This is a genomic window from Ruegeria sp. N8 (assembly GCF_056531325.1).
On the sequence record NZ_JBQFLQ010000011.1, the window covers coordinates 1 to 18422 of the forward strand.

Genomic DNA, 18422 nt, shown 5'->3' on the forward strand with positions numbered 1-18422 from the left:
GAACACTGAACTGGAAAGACTGACTTTCCCCCCAAGAGGTTTGGTGCAGGTGATGGCGATGCGCGACGAGTTCAAAGTGTTCCTCAAAAAGCACGGCGATATCGCTCGGACTATAGCGGGCGACAGGGAGACCACTGCAAGTCTCCGGCCCATCAAGTGCAAACGTAGCAATGATCACATGGCCGCCAATTTTTACCCCTTTCTTCACGCTTTCCAGATAGGCCGCGCGTTGCGATGTATCCACGAGAAAGTGAAAAACCGCCCTATCATGCCAGACGTCATATCTGCGATCGGGGACCCAAGAAGTTATATCTGCAGAAATCCAAGTGACTGTTTCAGCGGCGCGCCCCAACCTTTCCCGGGCCGTGTCCAACGCGACCTGCGATAGATCGAGAACTGTCACGTCATGGAGCCCCTTCGCAAGCAACGCTCCAGCAAGACGAGATGTACCTCCACCAATGTCGATGACGGATGAAGGCTTAGACACTCTGATCAACTCGATGAGTTCAAGCGATATCTCTGGATCATCCTCGTGCCAACTCAATTGGGTGTCAAACTTCTCGCCATAGACATCGTCCCAGTGCTCTCTTGTGTTAGCTGTCATGTCGTATCGTTTTCCCAAGTCGTCGCCCTGGAGATATCCTCATTTTGACCGCTCCGCGCTGCGTTTTCGACTGAAGCAAAAACCAACAAGGCAACGCCCCAGACAATTCGACGCTGGTCCGTTGAATGGCCGCGTGAAGTCATCTCGGCGACAATGTAGTACACACATTCCAATTGTGAAATGTTTTAGGTGGGATTTGCTTGTCGGTCAGATTTCCACTGGGCTGCGCAAGTAGCTCCAGAATTTTGCGCAGTTTAACTGCAGTGGCGCGGGCCGGAGATACCGAAGCGTTGGCAGTTTGTGTACTGCTTGCCTGGATTGCTCTGTTCAATCAGTATAGCCGGAAGATTTTCTGAGCTTTGGAGCTTCAATCAGTCAACGAATTGCTTAAAGCGCCTTTAACCGACAATGGACTGATAACTTATGAGCAGAGCCACAGATCGTTGAAATACGATTTGGTTCTTGAGTGGCTCCTACTCCATTTCTCTTAGTTCATAGAATTTCCTACAGTCGTTGAAACGGCGAACAATCACATCATTGGTGAATAGCTGCCGCATCAACAGACTCAGTTTTTCATGATCGCGCCGATCGCATACATACCATCATCGCTTTTGACCAACATCAGTGTGACTTCGTCACCTGCGCTGATCTCACCCATCATCTGGGCATTCTCAAGAAGCTGCAAATCCATCGTCATCGCGGGCCACCCGATCTCGGGGATCGGATCATGGCTGACGTTAGCGGTTTCGTCGCCAATTGAGTTCACCAAAGCCTTTGCGTGGACCGCACCTTCCATCTGTTCGGAAGACATGGGCATGTTGGAATGGTCCATGCCGTGGTTCGTTTGCGCGATGCCGGATGTTGTAGACACGGCCAATAGGGCCAAAATTGCAGTCAAAGTTTTCATCAGATGCTCCTGTTTCAAGGTTGTGGGTATTATTCTGCCGGAAGCGCAGGGGGCACTTCCTGGATCGTGTGGGAGATCTCTCGGTTCACGCGATTGAGCGCGAGCCGTTTCCAAATCACGAATATTGCGGGAATGACAAAAAGCGTAAGAAGGGTCGCTGTCACCATGCCCCCAATCATCGGCGCAGCGATCCGCTGCATGATTTCAGAGCCTGTACCGGTGCCGTACATGATGGGTATCAGTGCTGCAAAGATCGTGGCTACAGTCATTACCTTCGGCCGAACCCGAAGAACGGCTCCTTCGAACACCGCGTCTTCGATATCGTCACGTGTCAGCTTTCGCTGTTCCGATTGCGCCAGCCCTCGACGTTTCTCCCAAGCAAGATTGAGGTACAACAACATGACAATCGCTGTTTCCACGGCAACTCCCGCCAGCGCGATGAAGCCCACGAGCACAGCAATTGAGATATCGAAGTTAAGATACCATAAGAACCAAACCCCACCTGCCAATGCGACCGGGAGCGCCGCAAGAATTATCCCGACCTCAATCACCCGATTGAACGCCAAGAAAAGCATGAGCGTGATAATTAGCAGGGTTGCAGGAGCAACGATCGTCAACCTGTCCTGCATTCTCTCTATGTACTCATACTGCCCTGACCAAGTCAGCGAGTAACCTGGAGGCAGGTCGACCTTTTCTGTAACCACCTCTTGTGCTTCGGCCACATAGCCGCCCAGGTCGCGCCCCGCGATGTCGATGAACACGAACCCAGTTCGTCGAGCGTTCTCTGATCGTATCATTCCCGGCCCGTCAACTATTCGAATATCGGCGAGAGCGGACAGTGGCACATGAGCACCCGACGGCGTGACGACAGGAAGATTTTCGAGCCGTTCCGGGCTGTCTCGCCATGCCTGAGGGTACCGAAGGTTTATAGGAAACCTCTCCAGCCCCTCCACAGATTCCGACACTTGCATACCGCCAATTGCGGTCTGCACTACGTCCTGAACTTCTCGAACACTCATCATGTATCGGGAGGCGGCATCTCGTTTGACGTCGATTTCGATGAAACGCCCGCCAACAGGTCGCTCTGCGTAGGCGGAAGCCGTTCCATCAATATCAGCGACCGCACGCTCTACTTCGATCCCTATATCTGTAATGACCTCCAAGTCGGTGCCGGATATTTTGACACCGACAGGAGTACGGATACCTGTCGCAAGCATATCGATGCGGTTCTTGATAGGTTGGATCCAAACATTTGTAACGCCCGGAACCTGAACGATACGATCGAGCTCATTCCGGATTTTCTCCATTGTCATGCCGGGGCGCCATTCTTCTTCCGGCTTGAGTTGGATTGTGGTCTCCACCATCGTTAGAGGTGCTGGATCGGTTGCAGTCTCCGCACGCCCAACTTTACCGTGAACAGTTTCGACTTCTGGCACGGTCGCGATCAGGCGGTTGGTCTGCTGCAGTACCTCACGGGCTTTTCCCGTCGAGATCCCGGGGTAGAAGCTCGGCATGTAGAGAAAATCACCTTCGTTCAACTCGGGCATGAATTCAGAGCCAATTCTCTGGTACGGGTACCACATGGACGTCACCAGAACGCCGGCCAACAGTGTTGTTGCCCATGGCCAGGCAATTGCCGCGTCCAGAAATGGGCGGTACACGAACACAACCAAGCGATTTAGCGGATTTTTTCGCTCCGGTAGAATACGCCCCCTTACAAAGTAACCCATCAAGACCGGAACCAGCGTTATCGAAAGGATGGCGGCTGCAGCCATGGCGTAGGTTTTGGTATAAGCGAGTGGCGAGAAGAGCCTACCTTCCTGATTTTCCAGAACGAAAACAGGCAAAAAACTAACCGTGATAATCGCCAGAGAATAAAAAAGGGCTGGTCCCACCTCAGAAGCGCACTCTTGCACAATCCGCCATCGGTTCTCTGCTGTGAGCTTTTCTTTTTCCAACCGCCTGTGCATCGCCTCGATCATCACAATCGATGCGTCGACCATCGCACCAATAGCGATGGCTATGCCGCCGAGCGACATGATGTTTGCGTTTACTCCTTGCGCCTTCATCAGAATAAATGCGGCAAAGATTCCCAGAGGGAGCGACAGAAGAATTACGAGGGATGACCGCAGATGAAGTAGAAAAGCCGCGCACACAAGAACAACGACAATGAATTCCTGCGTCAGTTTCTTCTGGAGGTTATCGATAGCACGCTCGATCACACCAGATCGGTCGTAGGTCGTTATGATTTCGACCCCCTCCGGCAGGTTTGAGCGCAACTCTTCGATGCGCGCCTCCACCGCTTTGATCGTTGCCAACGCATTCCCACCCCATCGCAGAATGACTACTCCACCAACCGCGTCTCCTTGCCCGTCGAGTTCTCCGACACCGCGCCGCATTTCCGGCCCCAGACGGATTTCAGCGACGTCTCCAAGCGTCAGAGCGGCGCCACGGTCGTTGACCATCAACGGCGCGCTTGCAAGGTCTGACAATTCGTCAATGTAGCCCGAGGACCTGACCATGAATTCGGCTTCCCCCATCTCAATGACGCTGCCGCCCGTCTCGCGGTTGGCCGCCTGAATAGCCGTCCTCAATTGTGCAAGTGTTATGTCATAGGCACGTAGTTTGTTTGGGTCGACGACGACCTGGTACTGTTTGACCATTCCGCCGATGGTGGCGACTTCTGAGACGCCTTCCACGGCTTGTAATTCGTATTTCAGAAACCAATCCTGCAGAGTCCTGAGCTGAGCCAGATCATGATTTCCGGTTCTGTCAACCAGCGCATACTGATAAATCCACCCGACCCCAGTCGCATCAGGGCCAAGTTGTGGTGACACGCCCTCAGGTAAGCTGCCGGTAATCTGGCCCAAGTATTCGAGCACACGCGACCGAGCCCAGTAGAGGTCCGTCCCGTCCTCAAAGACAACATATACAAAGCTGTCTCCAAAGAACGAGAACCCGCGAACGTCTTTTGCACCGGGTACGGCCAATAGGGCTGTCGCAAGTGGATATGTGATTTGGTTTTCGACAACTTGAGGCGCTTGCCCGGGATATGGCGTGCGAACAATTACCTGGACATCCGACAGATCCGGGATTGCATCAACCGGCGTCTCACGAATGGCCCAAATACCCGCAACTCCTATCATGAATGCGAGGGCCAAGATGACGAACCTGTTGGCGAGCGAAGAACGAATGATGGCCGTGATCACTGCGTAACACTCCCATCAAGCGCGACCTCTAACAGCGTCATCGAAAAGTCGGGATTGCGGCGAAGGATCAAAGAAACATCAATCCCTACAGGCAAGTTAGAAACCTCAATCCCCTCCGCAACCGGGAAATCCATGGTCATGCCCGGCATGCCGATCTCAGTCATCGGACCGTGTGTTACGTTCGCGGTACGCGCGTTCGGGTCGATACTGTTAATCCGGCCAGAAACCTGAAGTGGCGGTGCAATAGGCGTTGCCGCAGCCAACACCATTGTCATGCCATCTGCACGCGCGAAAGTCAGAGTCATTTCAGAACCGACTTCGAGCATGCTTGTGTCCAATGTAGGTTCTAATGGGAAATCCATGGTCATTCCGGGCATGCCAATCTCAGTCATCGGCCCGTGAGTGATGGTTGCCGTTCCCGCCTCAGCATTAACGAGGTTGATCGTGCCGGTGACTACAATCGGTGGAGCAGAAGGCGTGTCGGTTTCTTCGGGTTCAACGGAATCCGTCGGCGGCGAGCCCTCTTCGCGAATTGCCACAATCGAGAACATCCCCCCTTCTCCCTCAGCCAGATCAAACTCAATTGGCATGTCGATTGGCACGGTAGTGAGATCTACTCCTACAACAGGCAAATCCATTGTCATGGCGGCCCAACCGAGCTCGGGGATCGGTCCGTGCTCAAGCGTCAATTTGCCGTCTGAAGTGACGGCGCGCGCGATTCCGGCACCAGTTCCGGCAATACCATCGTCTGGTGCAAGCTCCATCAGGCTCAGAAGCCCATCCGCACCCCGTGCGATCACGAAAGCGACTGCGTCGCCTGCACTCAAGCTGTCGAGCGAAACACCAGACCTCACCGGAAACTGCGAAGTCATTGCGGGCCAATCGAGGCTTTCGAGAACATCGTGACGAACAGTTGCCATACGATTTTGGGCATCGAGTGAAACCAGGGTGCCTGCCCCGCGTGCTGGTTCGGTATCCGTTGGTGCCATTCGGGTGAAACCGGCGCTCAAAGCACTTTCACTGTCGATTAGAAACTGTGCGGATGCGACAACTTCCTCACCAGGTTCAAGCCCTTGCAGAACTTCTGTTCGACCCCCCTCGCCGAAACTGTCTCGAAGACCTGTAGTCACCAGTCTCGGGCGAAAAGTACCATCGCCTGTTTTTAAGATGACGCGTTCCGCCGAACCGGTACGAATTAACGCCTCTGATGGAACAGTGAGAACATTTCGGCTTTCATCCGGTATAAGGCTAACACTGCCAAACATGCCCGGCCGCAGCACGCCGTCGGTGTTATCGAAACTAAGCCTTACGGGAAGAGTTCGGGTTTGCGGATCAAGCTCAGGGTAAACATAGTCGATGTCGCCTTCGAAGGTGCGACCGGGTAGGTGCTCGAACCTTGCTATCGCGCGCATATCTTCCGACAAACGTGCAATATCTCGTTCAAATACATCAACGATCAGCCATACTTCAGAAAGATCGGTTACCGAAAAAGCAAGCGTGCCTGGCTGCAGGTACATGCCATCGGCGGCATTCAGAGCTATGACGACACCGTTTTGAGGTGCCTCAATTTCCACATTTCGAACCAACTCACCGCCCGCCTCAATCTCAGCAACCTGACGAGCGGACATACCGTGGCTGATCAACTTATTGCGCGCCGCGTCCAAAATCCGCGGGTCACCAGCTTCGACTGCGCGTACAAGATCGCCGGTCGCAGCTGCGATCAGTGGTGAAAAGAGTTCAAATAAAACTTGCCCCTTCTCAACGCGATCACCGACCGCTCGAACTTTCAGTTGCTCAATCCAACCTTCAACACGCGTATGAACGTGATTGGTCAGGTGTTCGTCAAAGCCGACGAAACCCACCGTTTCGATGCGAGGTTCGATATCAGTCATGCGTGCAACCGCAGTTCGCACACCAATTGCGTTGATTTCCGCAGCGCTCAGGGTGACTTCTTCAGGGTCGCCGGTAGGTTCCTGCCCAGAATAAACCGGGATCAAGTCCATACCCATCGGCGATTTTCCAGGTCCAGGCTGCCGAAAATTCGGATCCATCGGTGCTACCCAATAAAGGACCTCTGGTTCGTTCGACTGGCCCTGATCAATTGGATTCAGGTACAGTCTTTCAAGAAAGACACCTCCACCCAGGCCAATCGCCAAGGCAAGTACTGATAGTGCCGCATATCTTCCACGCATAATAATCTCCTGACGGTCGCAGTGCATGCTCGAACCGAAACAACATGAAAACCCGCGCTGACGGGCCTGTGGATGTTAGGAGATTTGTGGAGGACGATCGGGCGTCAGAGGCGCTTGAGAGTTGTGGATGTCGGAATCCATGTTACGGTTTTTCTGGCCAAAAGCTTCAGCCAAAACCGCAAGTCCTACGTGGGTCGGATATTCGCCAACACAACAGATACCGGAATGACATTCTCCGCTGTGATTTACGTGGCTATCCGTGTGGATTTGGCCAGTCGTCGGATGCAAACCGCTATGGTCGTGTTTGAAGTCTGATGACTTTGCAGCCATTGAAACGCCGTGAGGCTCAGAGGTGCTACTGTTTTTGACGTCACTGCTCGCGACCACAACAGTGCCGACGAAGGTCATCGCCAAGCAGACGCATGTCAGAAACGTCATTCGCAACACTGAGAAAAACTTCCACTTCATCCCGTGCAGTTAGGACGAACGTAACGAGTGTTCAAGCCAGTCGGAGGAAAAAACAGGTGAGTTGGTGCGCTGTATCGAAATGAAGCGGATTCCCGCGAATACACGTAACAAACTGCCAAAATAGGAGGCAGTTCATACGATGAGCGCATCTAAGTTTGGCCGAGGTTCTTCAGGATCGGGCAGTCGGGACGGTGGTCTCCGGCACATTCATCGATTAAATGAGACAGTGTAGCATGCATGGCCTTCAGGTCCGCGATCTTGGCATCTATTTCTTTTAGGTTCTGTTTGGCGATATCCTTCACGTCCGCGCTTGCGCGTTCTTTGTCCTCGTACAACGCCAGTAGTGAACGGCAATCCTCAATGGTAAAGCCCAATGAGCGGGCCCGCCCGATGAAGGCCAGTTTGTGCAGTTCCTTTTCGTCGAAATGTCGATACCCGTTCAGACTGCGCCTGGGTTTGATGAATCCGATATCCTCGTAATAACGGATGGTTTTGGCAGGCAGACCCGAACGTTCTGCTACATCTCCGATATTCACAGCGGTTCTCCTATTCTATTCAGCAGGCGCTGATCGCAGCGCCTGCTCTTCATTCTGCGAGATCTGTTCTCGCCCAACTTTGATCGGCTTAACCCAGCGCAACCGCAGCGCGTTGGTCAGGACAAATACACTGGACAGCGCCATGGCACCTGCAGCCAAAACCGGCGACAGCAACGGGCCGCCAAACGGATAGAGCACCCCCGCTGCAACCGGTATGAGCAGCGTGTTGTAGCTGAAAGCCCAGAACAGGTTTTGGCGGATGTTACGCATGGTGCGCTGACTAATATCGAAGGCGTTGACCACGCCTGTCAGGTCGCCTGACATCAGAACGACGTCAGCCGCCTCGATGGCGATGTCAGTGCCTGTCCCGATCGCAATTCCTACGTCAGCCGCCGCCAGAGCGGGGGCATCATTGATGCCATCACCCACAAAGGCCAGTTTTCCGCCATTTGAGCGCAGATCTTGCAACGCGGATACTTTACCCTCTGGCAGAACCTCGGCCACGACATGATCGATGCCAAGCTGCGCCGCGATGGATTTGGCTGTAGCGGTATTGTCGCCGGTAATCATCGCTACTTTCAGCCCCAGTCCGTGCAAAGCTTCAATTGCGTCTGGCGTGGTGGTCTTGATTGGGTCCGCCACGGCGATGACGGCTGCGATAACTCCGTCTACGGAGGCATAAAGTGGAGTCTTTCCGTTGATTGCGAGTTCAGCGCCCCGATCAGACAACGCGCCCATTTCAACCCCTTCGCGACTCATCAGGCGGTCGGCCCCGATCAGGATTGTATGGCCTTCGACTGAGGCGCTTACCCCGTAACCGGTGATCGACGTGAAGTCTTCTGGCTTCGAAAGCTCCAGACCACGGGTTTCAGCCGCGCGCACGATGGCCGTGGCGATCGGATGTTCGGATGTGACCTCAACGGCAGCAACAAGGCGCAGAACCTCATCCTCGGCCAATCCTTCGGCCACAATCAGGTCGGTCAGCTCCGGACGCCCTTCGGTCAAGGTCCCCGTCTTGTCCACCGCAACAACGGTGGTTTCCTGCAGCATTTGCAAGGCGTCGCCCTTTCGAAACAGGACACCCATCTCGGCCGCGCGGCCGGTGCCGACCATGATTGAGGTGGGTGTGGCCAACCCCATGGCGCAGGGGCAAGCAATGATCAGTACCGCAACCCCGGCTACCAACGCCAAGCTGAGCGCAGGATCGGGTCCGAACAACATCCAAACCAGCACAGTCATTACGGCCACAGCGATCACTACCGGCACGAACCACAGCGTGATGCGGTCAACCAAGCCTTGAATCGGAAGCTTGGCACCCTGTGCTTGTTCGACCATTTGAATGATCTGGGCCAACATAGTGTCTGCGCCGATCTTTTCAGCCCGGTACGTCAATGCGCCCGCGCCATTAACTGTTCCGCCGACCACAGTTGCGCCCTCGGTCTTTTCGGCAGGAACCGGCTCGCCGGTGATCATGCTTTCATCGACATATGACGCGCCGGTCACTACGGCACCATCCACCGCGATTTTTTCGCCCGGTCGAACGTGCACAATATCCCCTACAACGATCTGCTCGATCGGTAGCTCGACAACCGATCCGTCGCGCTCAACGCGCGCTGTTTTTGCCTGCAGACCGACCAGTTTTCGGATCGCTTCACCAGTTCGCCCCTTGGCGCGCGCCTCGAGGAACCTCCCCAGCAATATGAGAACCACGATCACCGCTGCGGCCTCGTAGTAGACGTTTGCGGTTCCGGCGGGAAGAACACCCGGCGCAAAGGTGGAAACAAGCGAGAACCCATAAGCCGCCGAAGTGCCCAGAGCCACCAGAGAATTCATGTCCGGCGCGCCTTTGAACAAGGAAGGGAATCCCTTAGTATAGAACTGCAAACCTGGCCCAAAAAGAACGATCGTGGTTAGAAGGAATTGCAGGTAATAGCTGTTCTGGATGCCGATCGTGCTCGCTATCAGGTGGTGCATGCCCGGAATAACATGCGAGCCCATTTCAAGGATAAAGACCGGCAAAGCGAGCAAGGCGGCAAAGCTTGTTCGCCGGGCCAATTGGCGAATCTCTTTGGCTTTGCGGTCTTGTGGTTCGGTCTGCGTCGCGGATCGCAGGCTCGCCGGATAGCCAGCAGATGCCGCAAGCGCCGCGATGGCTTCGGGTGTTGTGACTCCCTCAGCATAACGTACAGTTGCACTTTCGGTGGCCAGATTGACCGACGCGGACAAGACGCCATCATCTGCTTGCAATGCCCGTTCAACGCGCCCCACGCACGATGCGCAGGACATGTTCTGAATATCCAGCGTTACCTCTTCCGTCCGTGCCAGATATCCGGCGCTGTTTAACGCATCAGCAATGGCCGCTTTATCGGCTGGATCGCGGAAATCGACCTGAACGCTTTCGCTGGCGAGATTAACCGAAGCGGCATCTACCCCTGGCACATCTTTCAACGCGCGCTCAACCCGCCCTACGCAGGACGCACAGCTCATACCCTGAACTTGAAACCTTGCATGTGAAATTTCAGTCATATTGTCACCACCAATGTTCTGCTGACGGGAAACATAAGGGTTCCAGCAAGTGGAAGGTCAAGGGATGGGGCTGACTTTCTTTGCCACTAATTTTGACGATCCAATAATCACGACTTGACCTTCCTGTGCTGGAATACTTTAGCCGGGACGACGGAACACAGGAGCAAACATCCATGACGACCCTAAATATCCCGGATATGAGCTGCGGGCACTGCAAGTCAGCTATCGAAAAAGCCGTTGCCACGGTGGATTCCTCCGCACAGTTGGACTTTGACATGGAAAACCGCAGGGTACGTGTCTTAAGCACCAATTCACTTGATCATATCCTTGCAGCGCTGAAGTCCGAGGGATACGAAGCCACGATCGCATGATAAACTTAGGAGCGCACATGCTGTCGCCCCCTTGGTTCTATCTTGCGTCTCTGACTGCCACGATTAACCGGGTCATTTCATCTTCGGTGATCAGACCCGGGGCAAGCGCATCTCCAATCACAAACGAAGGAGTGCCACTGAAGCCAAGCTGTCGGGCCAATTCCATGGAAATCTGAATATGCGCGTCGACTTCCGGCGCTTCCATATCTGCGCGCAATTGATCCTCGTCCAGGCCAAGTTCCCGAACAACTTTCAGTACACTGGCCTCAGTGGCACGACCGTTCAGAGCCATAAGCGCCCAATGAAATTCTTCGTATTTTCCCTGGTTTCGTGAGGCCAGCGCAGCGCGTGCCGCGAAGTCGGAACCTTCTCCAAGTATGGGCCATTCTCGATAAACAATTCGCACATCGGAATCGCCCGCGATTACGTTCTTCACGACCGGGGCAGCGCGTTTGCAATATGGGCAGTTATAGTCGAAAAACTCGACCACGGTTACATCGCCTTCCGGGTTTCCGATTACAGGCGCATTCGGATCCTGTTCCAGCAATTCACGCTGATTTTCCAAGACGCTTCCAATTGCTTCGGCTTTTGCCTGATCCTCGCGCTGTTGAAGCAATTGAATCGCCTGCATGATGATCTCAGGGTTTTCCAAAATGGCTTCGAGAGCCAGCCGTTTTACATCGGAGTCAGACAGCTCGTCGGCGCGTGCCATAGGAATGCCAATCGACATGGCGATAGCGACTAAGCCTGCAAGTATTCGTTTCACATCAGTTTCCTTCCGTTTGTTCTGCTTCGGTGCGTTGCTCTTGCAGCTTGCGTTCCCGATCCGGCCAACTCTCCTTGATGAAGGCGAGGATGTCCCAGATATCCTGATCCGACAGAGTGTCCCCGAAGCCTGGCATGCCGCTTTTGACGTCAGCGACACCCATCTGTTTCAAAGTTTGGTCCCCGCCAAACTTTGTATAGTCGAACAACAGCTTGTCGCCGTGATGCCAGGTATGCCCGGTTCGGTCATGCGGGGGCGCCCGCAAGACGCCATCCGGATCAGGTGTTTGCCAATCCTGCTGACCCTCCAAATTTGCCCCGTGGCATGACGCGCAGTTTTCGGCGTACAAAACTGCACCACGTGCCGAATCCGCTGATGCACTGTTCTGCGCACGCCCACTCAGGCCCCAGCCAGCGACCGCGACAATGATCACTACAGCAGCCAGTGACACCCATTTCGCCGAACTCTTGTTCATCATGCCACGCTCAGCCAGGTCTTCATACCAGCGGCCTGATGCGACAGCATATGGCAATGAAACAGCCAATCCCCCGGGTTATCCGCAACGAACGCAATCTCCCGCTTTTCTATCCGGTCAACCAGGATTGTGTCCCGCAGCGGCCCTAGGTTGCCGTTTGGCAGAACTTCCTGAAAGTGCGTCCCGTGCAAGTGCATAGCGTGCGGAAAGACGGTGTCGTTCTGCATCTGAATCCGGACTATGTCGCCACGCGAAACGGCAGCAAGGGGGTTTTCAGGTAACCCGGCGACACCGTTGAATGTCCAGATCTGCCCTTCCTGAACCAATTCATTGGTGCTCATGACCTGGCCGTTAAAAGTGCCTTGACGCAGTCCGCCCATCGCCCCGCCTTCCATCACTAATGGGATTGTCAAAGCGTCAGAAACATCTTCGAGAAAGGAAACAGGGTTGGGTGGCAGGGCTTCTATTGCACCGCGGTTTGCGGATGCACCGCTTCCCGAAACCGGGATTTCAGCAATGACAAACGATTCATCGCGTTCGTGAAGAGTTATTTGAACGGCTTCGTTCGATTCCGCTGTGACATCAACAATTAAGTCTGCTCGCTGTGCAGGCCCAAAAACAAGGGTTTCAAAATCCTCTGGCTGCCTTACAGGCATGCCATCATAAGCGACCAGTTTCCCGTTTGCGCCACCTACTGAGACATACATGATCCGATCAGTTGCCACGTTGACCATTCGAAGTCGCAAACGCTGGTTTGTCAGAACTTCTGTCATGGGCGATATGTGTGCGTGAACGTAGTTTCCCATTCGGCCTGCATGCGTCCAGTCATGCATCGCGCCGAAATCATCGACGATTTGGGCGTCCTGACCCAACCTCCAGTCATCCAGCAGGATCGTAATGTCATGATCCGTGTCCGGCGGGTCCATTTCGTCGACGATGAACGCGCCGTAAAGGCCCCTGGCCACTTGTTCCGTTGACTGGTTATGAGAGTGGTACCAGAAGGTTCCTGCATCCTTCAGAGGCAAGTCATACTGAAACTCGCCGCTTGTTGGTACAGCCTCCTGTGTAAGACCCGGCACCCCATCCATGTTGTTTGGAACCCGCAGTCCATGCCAATGGATTGCCGTAGGCTGAGGCAGTGAGTTCAGGAGTGTCCGGCGAACCGTTTCGCCCTGCCGGGCACGAATTTCGGGGCCCGGAACACCGCCATCATATCCCCATATCTCGGTTTCAGGATAGCTGTCGGGGGCAACACGTGCCAATCCTGAACGCGCCTCGATTATTCGGGGGGCGGTAGCCGCCCTCCCGATAGTCGGCACTGCGATTAGTGCCGACGTGCCTGCAACGAATTGCCTGCGATTGAGCTTCATGAGGACTTCCCTCCAAAGAAAATTTGATCTCTCACTCGATTACCCCCCGTCGTGCACATCCAGCAGATAGGTCGCCATTGCCTTCCGGTCTTCGTCTGTCAGAAAGCTGGTGCCATAGTTTACGACCTCTCCCATGGCGCCGCCGAAGACATCGCCATCAGGCATGACGCCGGTGCGCAACGCGTAGGCCAAATCATCTACCGTCCAACCACGCTTTTGCAGGGTCTCAAAGTCGATGGCCGGTGCCTTGTCACCGCCCGGCAGAGAGTCACTTCCCTTGAAGTGTTCCGTGTCCGAATTTCTTGCGCCAGCCAGGTTCCTCCCGGTGTGGCAGGCCGCACAATGTGTGGCACCTTCGACCAGTAGCCGGCCCCGGTTCCACACTTCGTCATTGCCCGGCACGGGATCAGTGCGGGGTGGTTCCAGAAAAGCCGCGCGCCACAGCTTCAGGCCCCATCTCTGATTGAAGGGGAACGCCATTTCCTGTTCTTTTGACGGTTCCGCTACCGGTGGAACTGTTTGCCATGCGGCCCAGAGATCGGCGATGTCCTGATCCGTGAAATTGGCATAGAATGGATAAGGAAAGGCCGGGTAATAGGGTTGTCCGCCGGGTGATACGCCTTGACGCACCGCGCGGGCGAACTCCTCGATTGTCCAATCACCGATCCCGTGATCGGGATCTGTGGTCAGGTTCGGCGAAAAGAGCGTGCCGAACGGGGTATCCAACTCCACCCCACCGGCCAAGGACGCGCCCCCTTTGGCAAAATCTGTGTGGCAAGCGATACAACCACTTGCCCTTGCCAGATACGCCCCGCGGTTAACGTCACCCTGAATGTCGAGAGCTTGTAAGGGCTGGCCAATCGGCCAAGCCATCACAGCAACAAGTCCCGCTGACGCCGCTACGGCGGCAGCAAGGCCCAATCGGAATATCGGTCTCATGACGCATTCCTATTCCGACCGAAATTGCGTGTGACACGCCGAGCATGTCTGGCTCAGCATCATGAACACACCATCTGCCGGCATTTCAGAAAGTTGTGCCTGGTTTGGACTGCCGCCCATCATTCCGGCACCCATCATAGAACCGCCACCCATCATGGATGCGCCGCCCATCATGCCCGAACCATGGCCCGACCCGGACATCATCAACCCGTTGTCCGCCGCAAGCACAAGGCCTTCAGAGTAGGATTCCAACTGCCTGGCTAACTCTGCAAATGAACCCCAATCCTGCCAGATCTCCGATTTGGCCTCCGAGGGTTTGCCATCAGATCCCTCTGGAAACAGCTTTGTCATGCTCTCGCCAGCGTGACGCCCGATTTTCTTGGCCTCGCTTCGTACCGTTTGCGCATTGTAGGGCGTTTTCCCCTGCATCATCGGCGTAAGGATCTTCATGCTGTCCTTCATCGCGGACATACCATCCATGCGTTCTTTGACGATGCCGGTTGCGCCACCATGCGCCAGGGCGGCGGCTGCAAACAGAGAAACCAGGGCAACGCCTGTGGTCATTTTCAGAATGTTCATTGTTTTGTCCTTGTCGTCTGCTTCGACGCGCCCAGGTTGAGCGCAATTCGACTGGTCAGATCAGGACACGCGGCGGTGGTGGGTCAAACGCCGCGATACCGAGAACCCGGTATTGGGCTCGAGGGATCGAGTATCTTTGTTCAGTATCTTGGGGGCCAGGCGGTGGTGGACCCATCGAAAATAGACCAACAGCGTTGCAAATCGTTCCGCCATGACAATGTCCGGGATGACCCTGCTTGACATGCTCAACGTCCGCGGAGTCCGTTTGGTCAATCACGTGCTGAGAACCACTGCCATGTGCATGAGCAGAATCGGCCGTCACAAGCAGCCCGCCAATGGTCAGCACCATTGACAGTATGATGTAACGAATTGCACTGCCCATTCGGCTCGTCACCTTCAGAAAATCCCGTTTTCCTGCTGCAGCTCTCTGATATACGCCACGATGCCCTTCACATCCGCACGGGTCAAGCCATCGACCGGCGGCATATTGCCGAACTTCCAATGGTGTGCCCGAACTCCATTCTGGACTGCCACATAAAATGACTCGTCCGAATGGTGGCTTGGTTCATAGATTTTATGCACCAAAGGTGGTGCAAGGCCTTCCAGACCTGTTGCATTCGCGCCATGGCACGCCGAGCATTTGGCGTCGAATGCCACTTTGCCGACGGCCGCAAATTCGCTTAGCTGGTCCGGCAGAGTGACGTTTTCGATTGGGTCTCCTTGCTCCAGTGCTGACGTATCGGGCGGCGTCATCGAGTGACCTGTTGGTTGCTGATTTAAGTTGTAGACGAACGCGGCGGCGCCTGCGATCACTACTCCGCCGATCAAGAGTGTAAGTTTATCCATCTCTGTTCTTCACATGATTGTCAGTTCTTAGGTTCAACGCGCGCAAAAAAAATCGGCCTGACCAAGGTCAGATCAGTTTTACCTGAGTGCCCACAGTGGCCAGTTCGAACAATTCCGCAATCTGCTCGTTGTACAAGCCAATGCAGCCGTTGGAGGATCTTCTCCCGATCTTGCGCGTGTCGTTGGTGCCGTGGATCCGGTAGTATTGCCAGCTCAAATAAAGTGCATGTGTCCCCAGAGGATTCTCCGGACCCGGGCCCACATAATCGGGCCAAGCGGGGTTGCGCTTTTTCATTGCTGGTGTCGGTCGCCAAGACGGCCCTTCGACCTTGCGAGTAACTGTGGTGTAGCCCAGCCTTGTAAGGTCTTCCGTCAGCGGTACGCTGGTTGGATACATTCGGTAGACGCTTTCGTCTTCCGACCAATATTGCAGGACCTTGGACTGTGTATCGGACAGGATCACACCATTCTTAAGCGTATCAAAGTGGTCCTGCCATTTAGCAACGCGGAATGAGGAAACATTGCGGCGCGTCCCCTCAGTTGCCGTTGATTGGGCCCAAACGGCCGGTGCTGGAAAAAGCGTCGTCGCAGCAAACGCGGCAATCACTCCACGTCGCGTAACAACCTTTCCTTCTTTGCTCCGTTTCATGCCTGCCATCCCAAAGTTTATTCTTTTTTTCCGACTCAAATAACTCGTATGCCCGGTTCCTGCGCTGGAAGGTCAACACGCAAATGACATTTCATATGGGATGTCTCGTCTGAATTGTCGTTGCCGTTGGCGCAGGGATATTTCCTTAGAAGGCGGACCCAAATCATCAAGTCATTGTGGAAAAGCAATTTTTCTTGGACGTAACTCCAGGCTGCTTTAAGCAAAACCTGACTTTCTTGAATCAACCGAACACAAAAAAGCAACGCTAACAATTGCTTAGTTCTTGGTGAATTGATGTGATCACCCGTCGATGCGAGGGTAGCAGGCACTACAAATGACAATCACAGTGGACTAAACACCATGTCCTTCAGGAAAGCTTTCCAAGCACTGGCCGCACTTTTGTTCATCGGCGCTTGTACCGAAACAACGTCAATATCTGCAGATAGCGAGCCCGGAACGCTTTCCCAAGTTCCTGACGCCGTAGCCCAGATTGCTGCTCCGGGCCAGGACCTGAACGCAGTGAAAATCATGCCTGAGGACGGTTGCTATTGGTATCGCTATGTTGGGCCAGTTGAAACAACCTACCTACCACTTAGGACTATTGAAGGGCGCCCAATCTGTACGCGCGCCTGACAAGCGCCTGTCAGCTGGTCGCGGTCAGAAGCCGCTCGGGAGGGTAGAGATGAGCCGTGGACCCTGGCCTGACACGATCATAAAGCCCGATGATATGTGGCATCGCCATCCTTACGCAGCCAGAACTTGCGCGACCTCCGATAGATCTTGGATAAGGCGTTCCGTGAATTCGCAGGTATGTGTCGCGACCACCTTCGAACAGATAAAACGCCCTTGATCCCAATGGGTTTGTCGGCCCACCGGGCACACCATCTGCGAATTGCGCATATTCATCAGGGTCGCGCTCAATCATTTCGGCTGTAGGAGTCCAACGCGGCCATTTGGCCTTTCGCTTGATCGTGTAGACTCCGGGCTCGTAAAGATTGCCTCGGGCAATGGCTACGCCGTAACGCATTGCTGTGCCACCGTCTTCGATGAAATACAGATATCGTGCCACCGCGTCGACATGAATGTCACCCGGAGTAAGTGGTCGATTGGTTTGCACACGCTGAGGCAGGAAACGTGGGTGTAAACCCCAGGGATTGGATGTTGCGGGATCAAAATTGGCTGGAGTTACTTGCGCATCCCACTCCGACCATTGCGAGGCCGCCGCCGACGTCACTCCAAAAACCGGCTGAGAGAAAATGGCGAGCGAGGCTGCAACAAAATGTCGTCTGGTCAGCATTGATAGCGCTCCTATTGGCTGGTTGGTGTCTGGAGTTAGTACCCAGGGGATTAGACAATCCGCGACGGGGGAAGATTTGTCCATTCAATTATTCGTTCGATATCGCTTCGACCCACCCGCGAGTTTTCAAGGCTTAAAGTGACCTAGGCAGCTTCGTGTTTAACCTGAAACTTCACCAGGCGTCGGGACGACAATGCCTGCTGTTCATACCCCTAAAAACTTCCCTGTTCCGGCCGTGTCTATGCACCAAGTAAGGCCCAAGCAAATGCTGGACTGGTTTGACAGCGTCAAATTCGCTTCGCGCCAAAACAGCTTGACCTTCCATCGTGGGAAGGCGTTAGCAGAGGTCTCCAATCCAAATTTTGGAGTTGAATGTGAAAGAAAAACAGACTGCAAACGCGCCGCAGGCGTCAGTACCGGTTAGCGGCGGCAAGATAATGAAATGGGGCATGATGGTATGTTGCATTGCCATGATAACGCCGATCGCTCTCTACTTGATCGCCGGCGGGACGGTTGGTGGGCTTTCTGACTCCTTGGGTCTTTTCGCACCGTTGATCCTGTGCCTCGGAGCCCATTTCTTTATGCACAAGGCGATGGAAAAATCCTGTCATTCGAACAAATCTGAATCGGAAAGACCAAAGGCAACAGACGCCGCGGTCGGACCGAACCCAGTACACCGGCAATAATC

18 protein-coding genes are annotated in these 18422 nt (G+C 54.4%); 3 read left to right on the top strand and 15 right to left on the bottom strand.

The window, feature by feature from the left end:
* From ACR0C5_RS16935 to ACR0C5_RS16950, 4 genes are all read right to left on the bottom strand, one after another.
* The coding region (locus tag ACR0C5_RS16935; protein ID WP_480878049.1) for a class I SAM-dependent methyltransferase at window positions 1-604 on the bottom strand (604 nt) is incomplete at its 3' end.
* Window positions 605-1169: 565 nt separating this feature from the next.
* On the bottom strand, window positions 1170-1511 hold the full coding sequence (locus ACR0C5_RS16940) for a copper-binding protein (RefSeq protein WP_170417920.1): 342 nt from the start codon (window positions 1509-1511) through the stop codon (window positions 1170-1172).
* Window positions 1512-1540: 29 nt separating this feature from the next.
* On the bottom strand, window positions 1541-4720 hold the full coding sequence (locus ACR0C5_RS16945) for an efflux RND transporter permease subunit (protein ID WP_170417917.1): 3180 nt from the start codon (window positions 4718-4720) through the stop codon (window positions 1541-1543).
* Window positions 4717-6912: an efflux RND transporter periplasmic adaptor subunit gene (locus ACR0C5_RS16950; RefSeq protein ID WP_170417912.1), complete on the bottom strand. Its 2196-nt coding sequence runs from the start codon at window positions 6910-6912 to the stop codon at window positions 4717-4719. The genes ACR0C5_RS16945 and ACR0C5_RS16950 overlap by 4 nt, the downstream gene beginning before the upstream one ends.
* Before the next feature lie 123 nt (window positions 6913-7035).
* On the opposite strand from ACR0C5_RS16950, the gene ACR0C5_RS16955 reads away from it, so the two are divergent.
* A complete protein-coding gene (locus ACR0C5_RS16955) occupies window positions 7036-7227 on the top strand; it encodes a hypothetical protein (RefSeq protein WP_170608328.1) in 192 nt (63 codons plus the stop codon).
* 302 nt (window positions 7228-7529) lie between these two features.
* On the opposite strand, the gene cueR is transcribed toward ACR0C5_RS16955, so the two are convergent.
* Window positions 7530-7916: a Cu(I)-responsive transcriptional regulator gene (gene cueR / locus ACR0C5_RS16960; protein WP_152460772.1), complete on the bottom strand. Its 387-nt coding sequence runs from the start codon at window positions 7914-7916 to the stop codon at window positions 7530-7532.
* A 15-nt stretch (window positions 7917-7931) separates the two neighbouring features.
* A complete protein-coding gene (locus tag ACR0C5_RS16965) occupies window positions 7932-10442 on the bottom strand; it encodes a heavy metal translocating P-type ATPase (RefSeq protein ID WP_170417908.1) in 2511 nt (836 codons plus the stop codon).
* Between the two features lie 173 nt (window positions 10443-10615).
* On the opposite strand from ACR0C5_RS16965, the gene ACR0C5_RS16970 reads away from it, so the two are divergent.
* Window positions 10616-10813, top strand: a complete 198-nt coding sequence (locus ACR0C5_RS16970) for a heavy-metal-associated domain-containing protein (RefSeq protein WP_170417905.1) — start codon at window positions 10616-10618, stop codon at window positions 10811-10813.
* A gap of 37 nt (window positions 10814-10850) precedes the next feature.
* Here ACR0C5_RS16970 and ACR0C5_RS16975 read toward each other — a convergent pair whose 3' ends face one another.
* The 9 genes from ACR0C5_RS16975 to ACR0C5_RS17015 form a co-directional block, all read right to left on the bottom strand.
* Complete coding sequence (locus ACR0C5_RS16975; protein WP_414478956.1) at window positions 10851-11579, bottom strand: DsbA family protein; 729 nt, start codon at window positions 11577-11579, stop codon at window positions 10851-10853.
* A gap of 1 nt (window position 11580) precedes the next feature.
* Window positions 11581-12054 (bottom strand): c-type cytochrome, encoded by a 474-nt coding sequence (locus ACR0C5_RS16980; RefSeq protein ID WP_170418019.1) that lies wholly within the window; start codon window positions 12052-12054, stop codon window positions 11581-11583.
* Window positions 12054-13424 carry a multicopper oxidase family protein gene (locus tag ACR0C5_RS16985; RefSeq protein WP_170417903.1) on the bottom strand — a complete coding sequence of 457 codons (1371 nt, stop codon included), beginning with the start codon at window positions 13422-13424 and terminating at the stop codon, window positions 12054-12056. Before ACR0C5_RS16985 ends, ACR0C5_RS16980 begins: the two co-directional genes overlap by 1 nt.
* A 39-nt stretch (window positions 13425-13463) precedes the next feature.
* A complete protein-coding gene (locus ACR0C5_RS16990) occupies window positions 13464-14363 on the bottom strand; it encodes a c-type cytochrome (RefSeq protein ID WP_480878054.1) in 900 nt (299 codons plus the stop codon).
* Between the two features lie 9 nt (window positions 14364-14372).
* Window positions 14373-14942 carry a c-type cytochrome gene (locus ACR0C5_RS16995; protein ID WP_170417895.1) on the bottom strand — a complete coding sequence of 190 codons (570 nt, stop codon included), beginning with the start codon at window positions 14940-14942 and terminating at the stop codon, window positions 14373-14375.
* A gap of 60 nt (window positions 14943-15002) precedes the next feature.
* Entirely contained in the window at window positions 15003-15155 is a 153-nt protein-coding gene (locus ACR0C5_RS17000; RefSeq protein WP_170746572.1) for a hypothetical protein, read from the bottom strand.
* 183 nt (window positions 15156-15338) lie between these two features.
* A complete protein-coding gene (locus ACR0C5_RS17005) occupies window positions 15339-15788 on the bottom strand; it encodes a c-type cytochrome (protein ID WP_170417891.1) in 450 nt (149 codons plus the stop codon).
* Between the two features lie 67 nt (window positions 15789-15855).
* Window positions 15856-16446, bottom strand: coding sequence for a L,D-transpeptidase (locus tag ACR0C5_RS17010; RefSeq protein WP_170417888.1), 591 nt, complete (start codon window positions 16444-16446; stop codon window positions 15856-15858).
* A 634-nt stretch (window positions 16447-17080) separates the two neighbouring features.
* Window positions 17081-17734 carry a L,D-transpeptidase gene (locus ACR0C5_RS17015; protein ID WP_050605720.1) on the bottom strand — a complete coding sequence of 218 codons (654 nt, stop codon included), beginning with the start codon at window positions 17732-17734 and terminating at the stop codon, window positions 17081-17083.
* Window positions 17735-18108: 374 nt separating this feature from the next.
* Here ACR0C5_RS17015 and ACR0C5_RS17020 point away from each other — a divergent pair, with 374 nt between their 5' ends.
* Window positions 18109-18420, top strand: a complete 312-nt coding sequence (locus ACR0C5_RS17020) for a DUF2933 domain-containing protein (RefSeq protein ID WP_255612174.1) — start codon at window positions 18109-18111, stop codon at window positions 18418-18420.
* Window positions 18421-18422: the final 2 nt, after the last annotated feature.

What these genes read in the sequence shown, in the direction of transcription:
- ACR0C5_RS17005 (WP_170417891.1), bottom strand. Translation starts at nt 15,788, where the DNA reads ATGGATAAACTTACACTCTTGATCGGCGGAGTAGTGATCGCAGGCGCC.
- ACR0C5_RS16995 (WP_170417895.1), bottom strand. Translation starts at nt 14,942, where the DNA reads ATGAACATTCTGAAAATGACCACAGGCGTTGCCCTGGTTTCTCTGTTT.
- ACR0C5_RS16970 (WP_170417905.1), top strand. Translation starts at nt 10,616, where the DNA reads ATGACGACCCTAAATATCCCGGATATGAGCTGCGGGCACTGCAAGTCA.
- ACR0C5_RS17000 (WP_170746572.1), bottom strand. Translation starts at nt 15,155, where the DNA reads ATGGCGGAACGATTTGCAACGCTGTTGGTCTATTTTCGATGGGTCCAC.
- ACR0C5_RS16950 (WP_170417912.1), bottom strand. Translation starts at nt 6,912, where the DNA reads ATGCGTGGAAGATATGCGGCACTATCAGTACTTGCCTTGGCGATTGGC.
- ACR0C5_RS16965 (WP_170417908.1), bottom strand. Translation starts at nt 10,442, where the DNA reads ATGACTGAAATTTCACATGCAAGGTTTCAAGTTCAGGGTATGAGCTGT.
- ACR0C5_RS16980 (WP_170418019.1), bottom strand. Translation starts at nt 12,054, where the DNA reads ATGAACAAGAGTTCGGCGAAATGGGTGTCACTGGCTGCTGTAGTGATC.
- ACR0C5_RS17010 (WP_170417888.1), bottom strand. Translation starts at nt 16,446, where the DNA reads ATGGCAGGCATGAAACGGAGCAAAGAAGGAAAGGTTGTTACGCGACGT.
- ACR0C5_RS16990 (WP_480878054.1), bottom strand. Translation starts at nt 14,363, where the DNA reads ATGAGACCGATATTCCGATTGGGCCTTGCTGCCGCCGTAGCGGCGTCA.
- ACR0C5_RS17015 (WP_050605720.1), bottom strand. Translation starts at nt 17,734, where the DNA reads ATGCTGACCAGACGACATTTTGTTGCAGCCTCGCTCGCCATTTTCTCT.
- ACR0C5_RS16985 (WP_170417903.1), bottom strand. Translation starts at nt 13,424, where the DNA reads ATGAAGCTCAATCGCAGGCAATTCGTTGCAGGCACGTCGGCACTAATC.
- ACR0C5_RS16940 (WP_170417920.1), bottom strand. Translation starts at nt 1,511, where the DNA reads ATGAAAACTTTGACTGCAATTTTGGCCCTATTGGCCGTGTCTACAACA.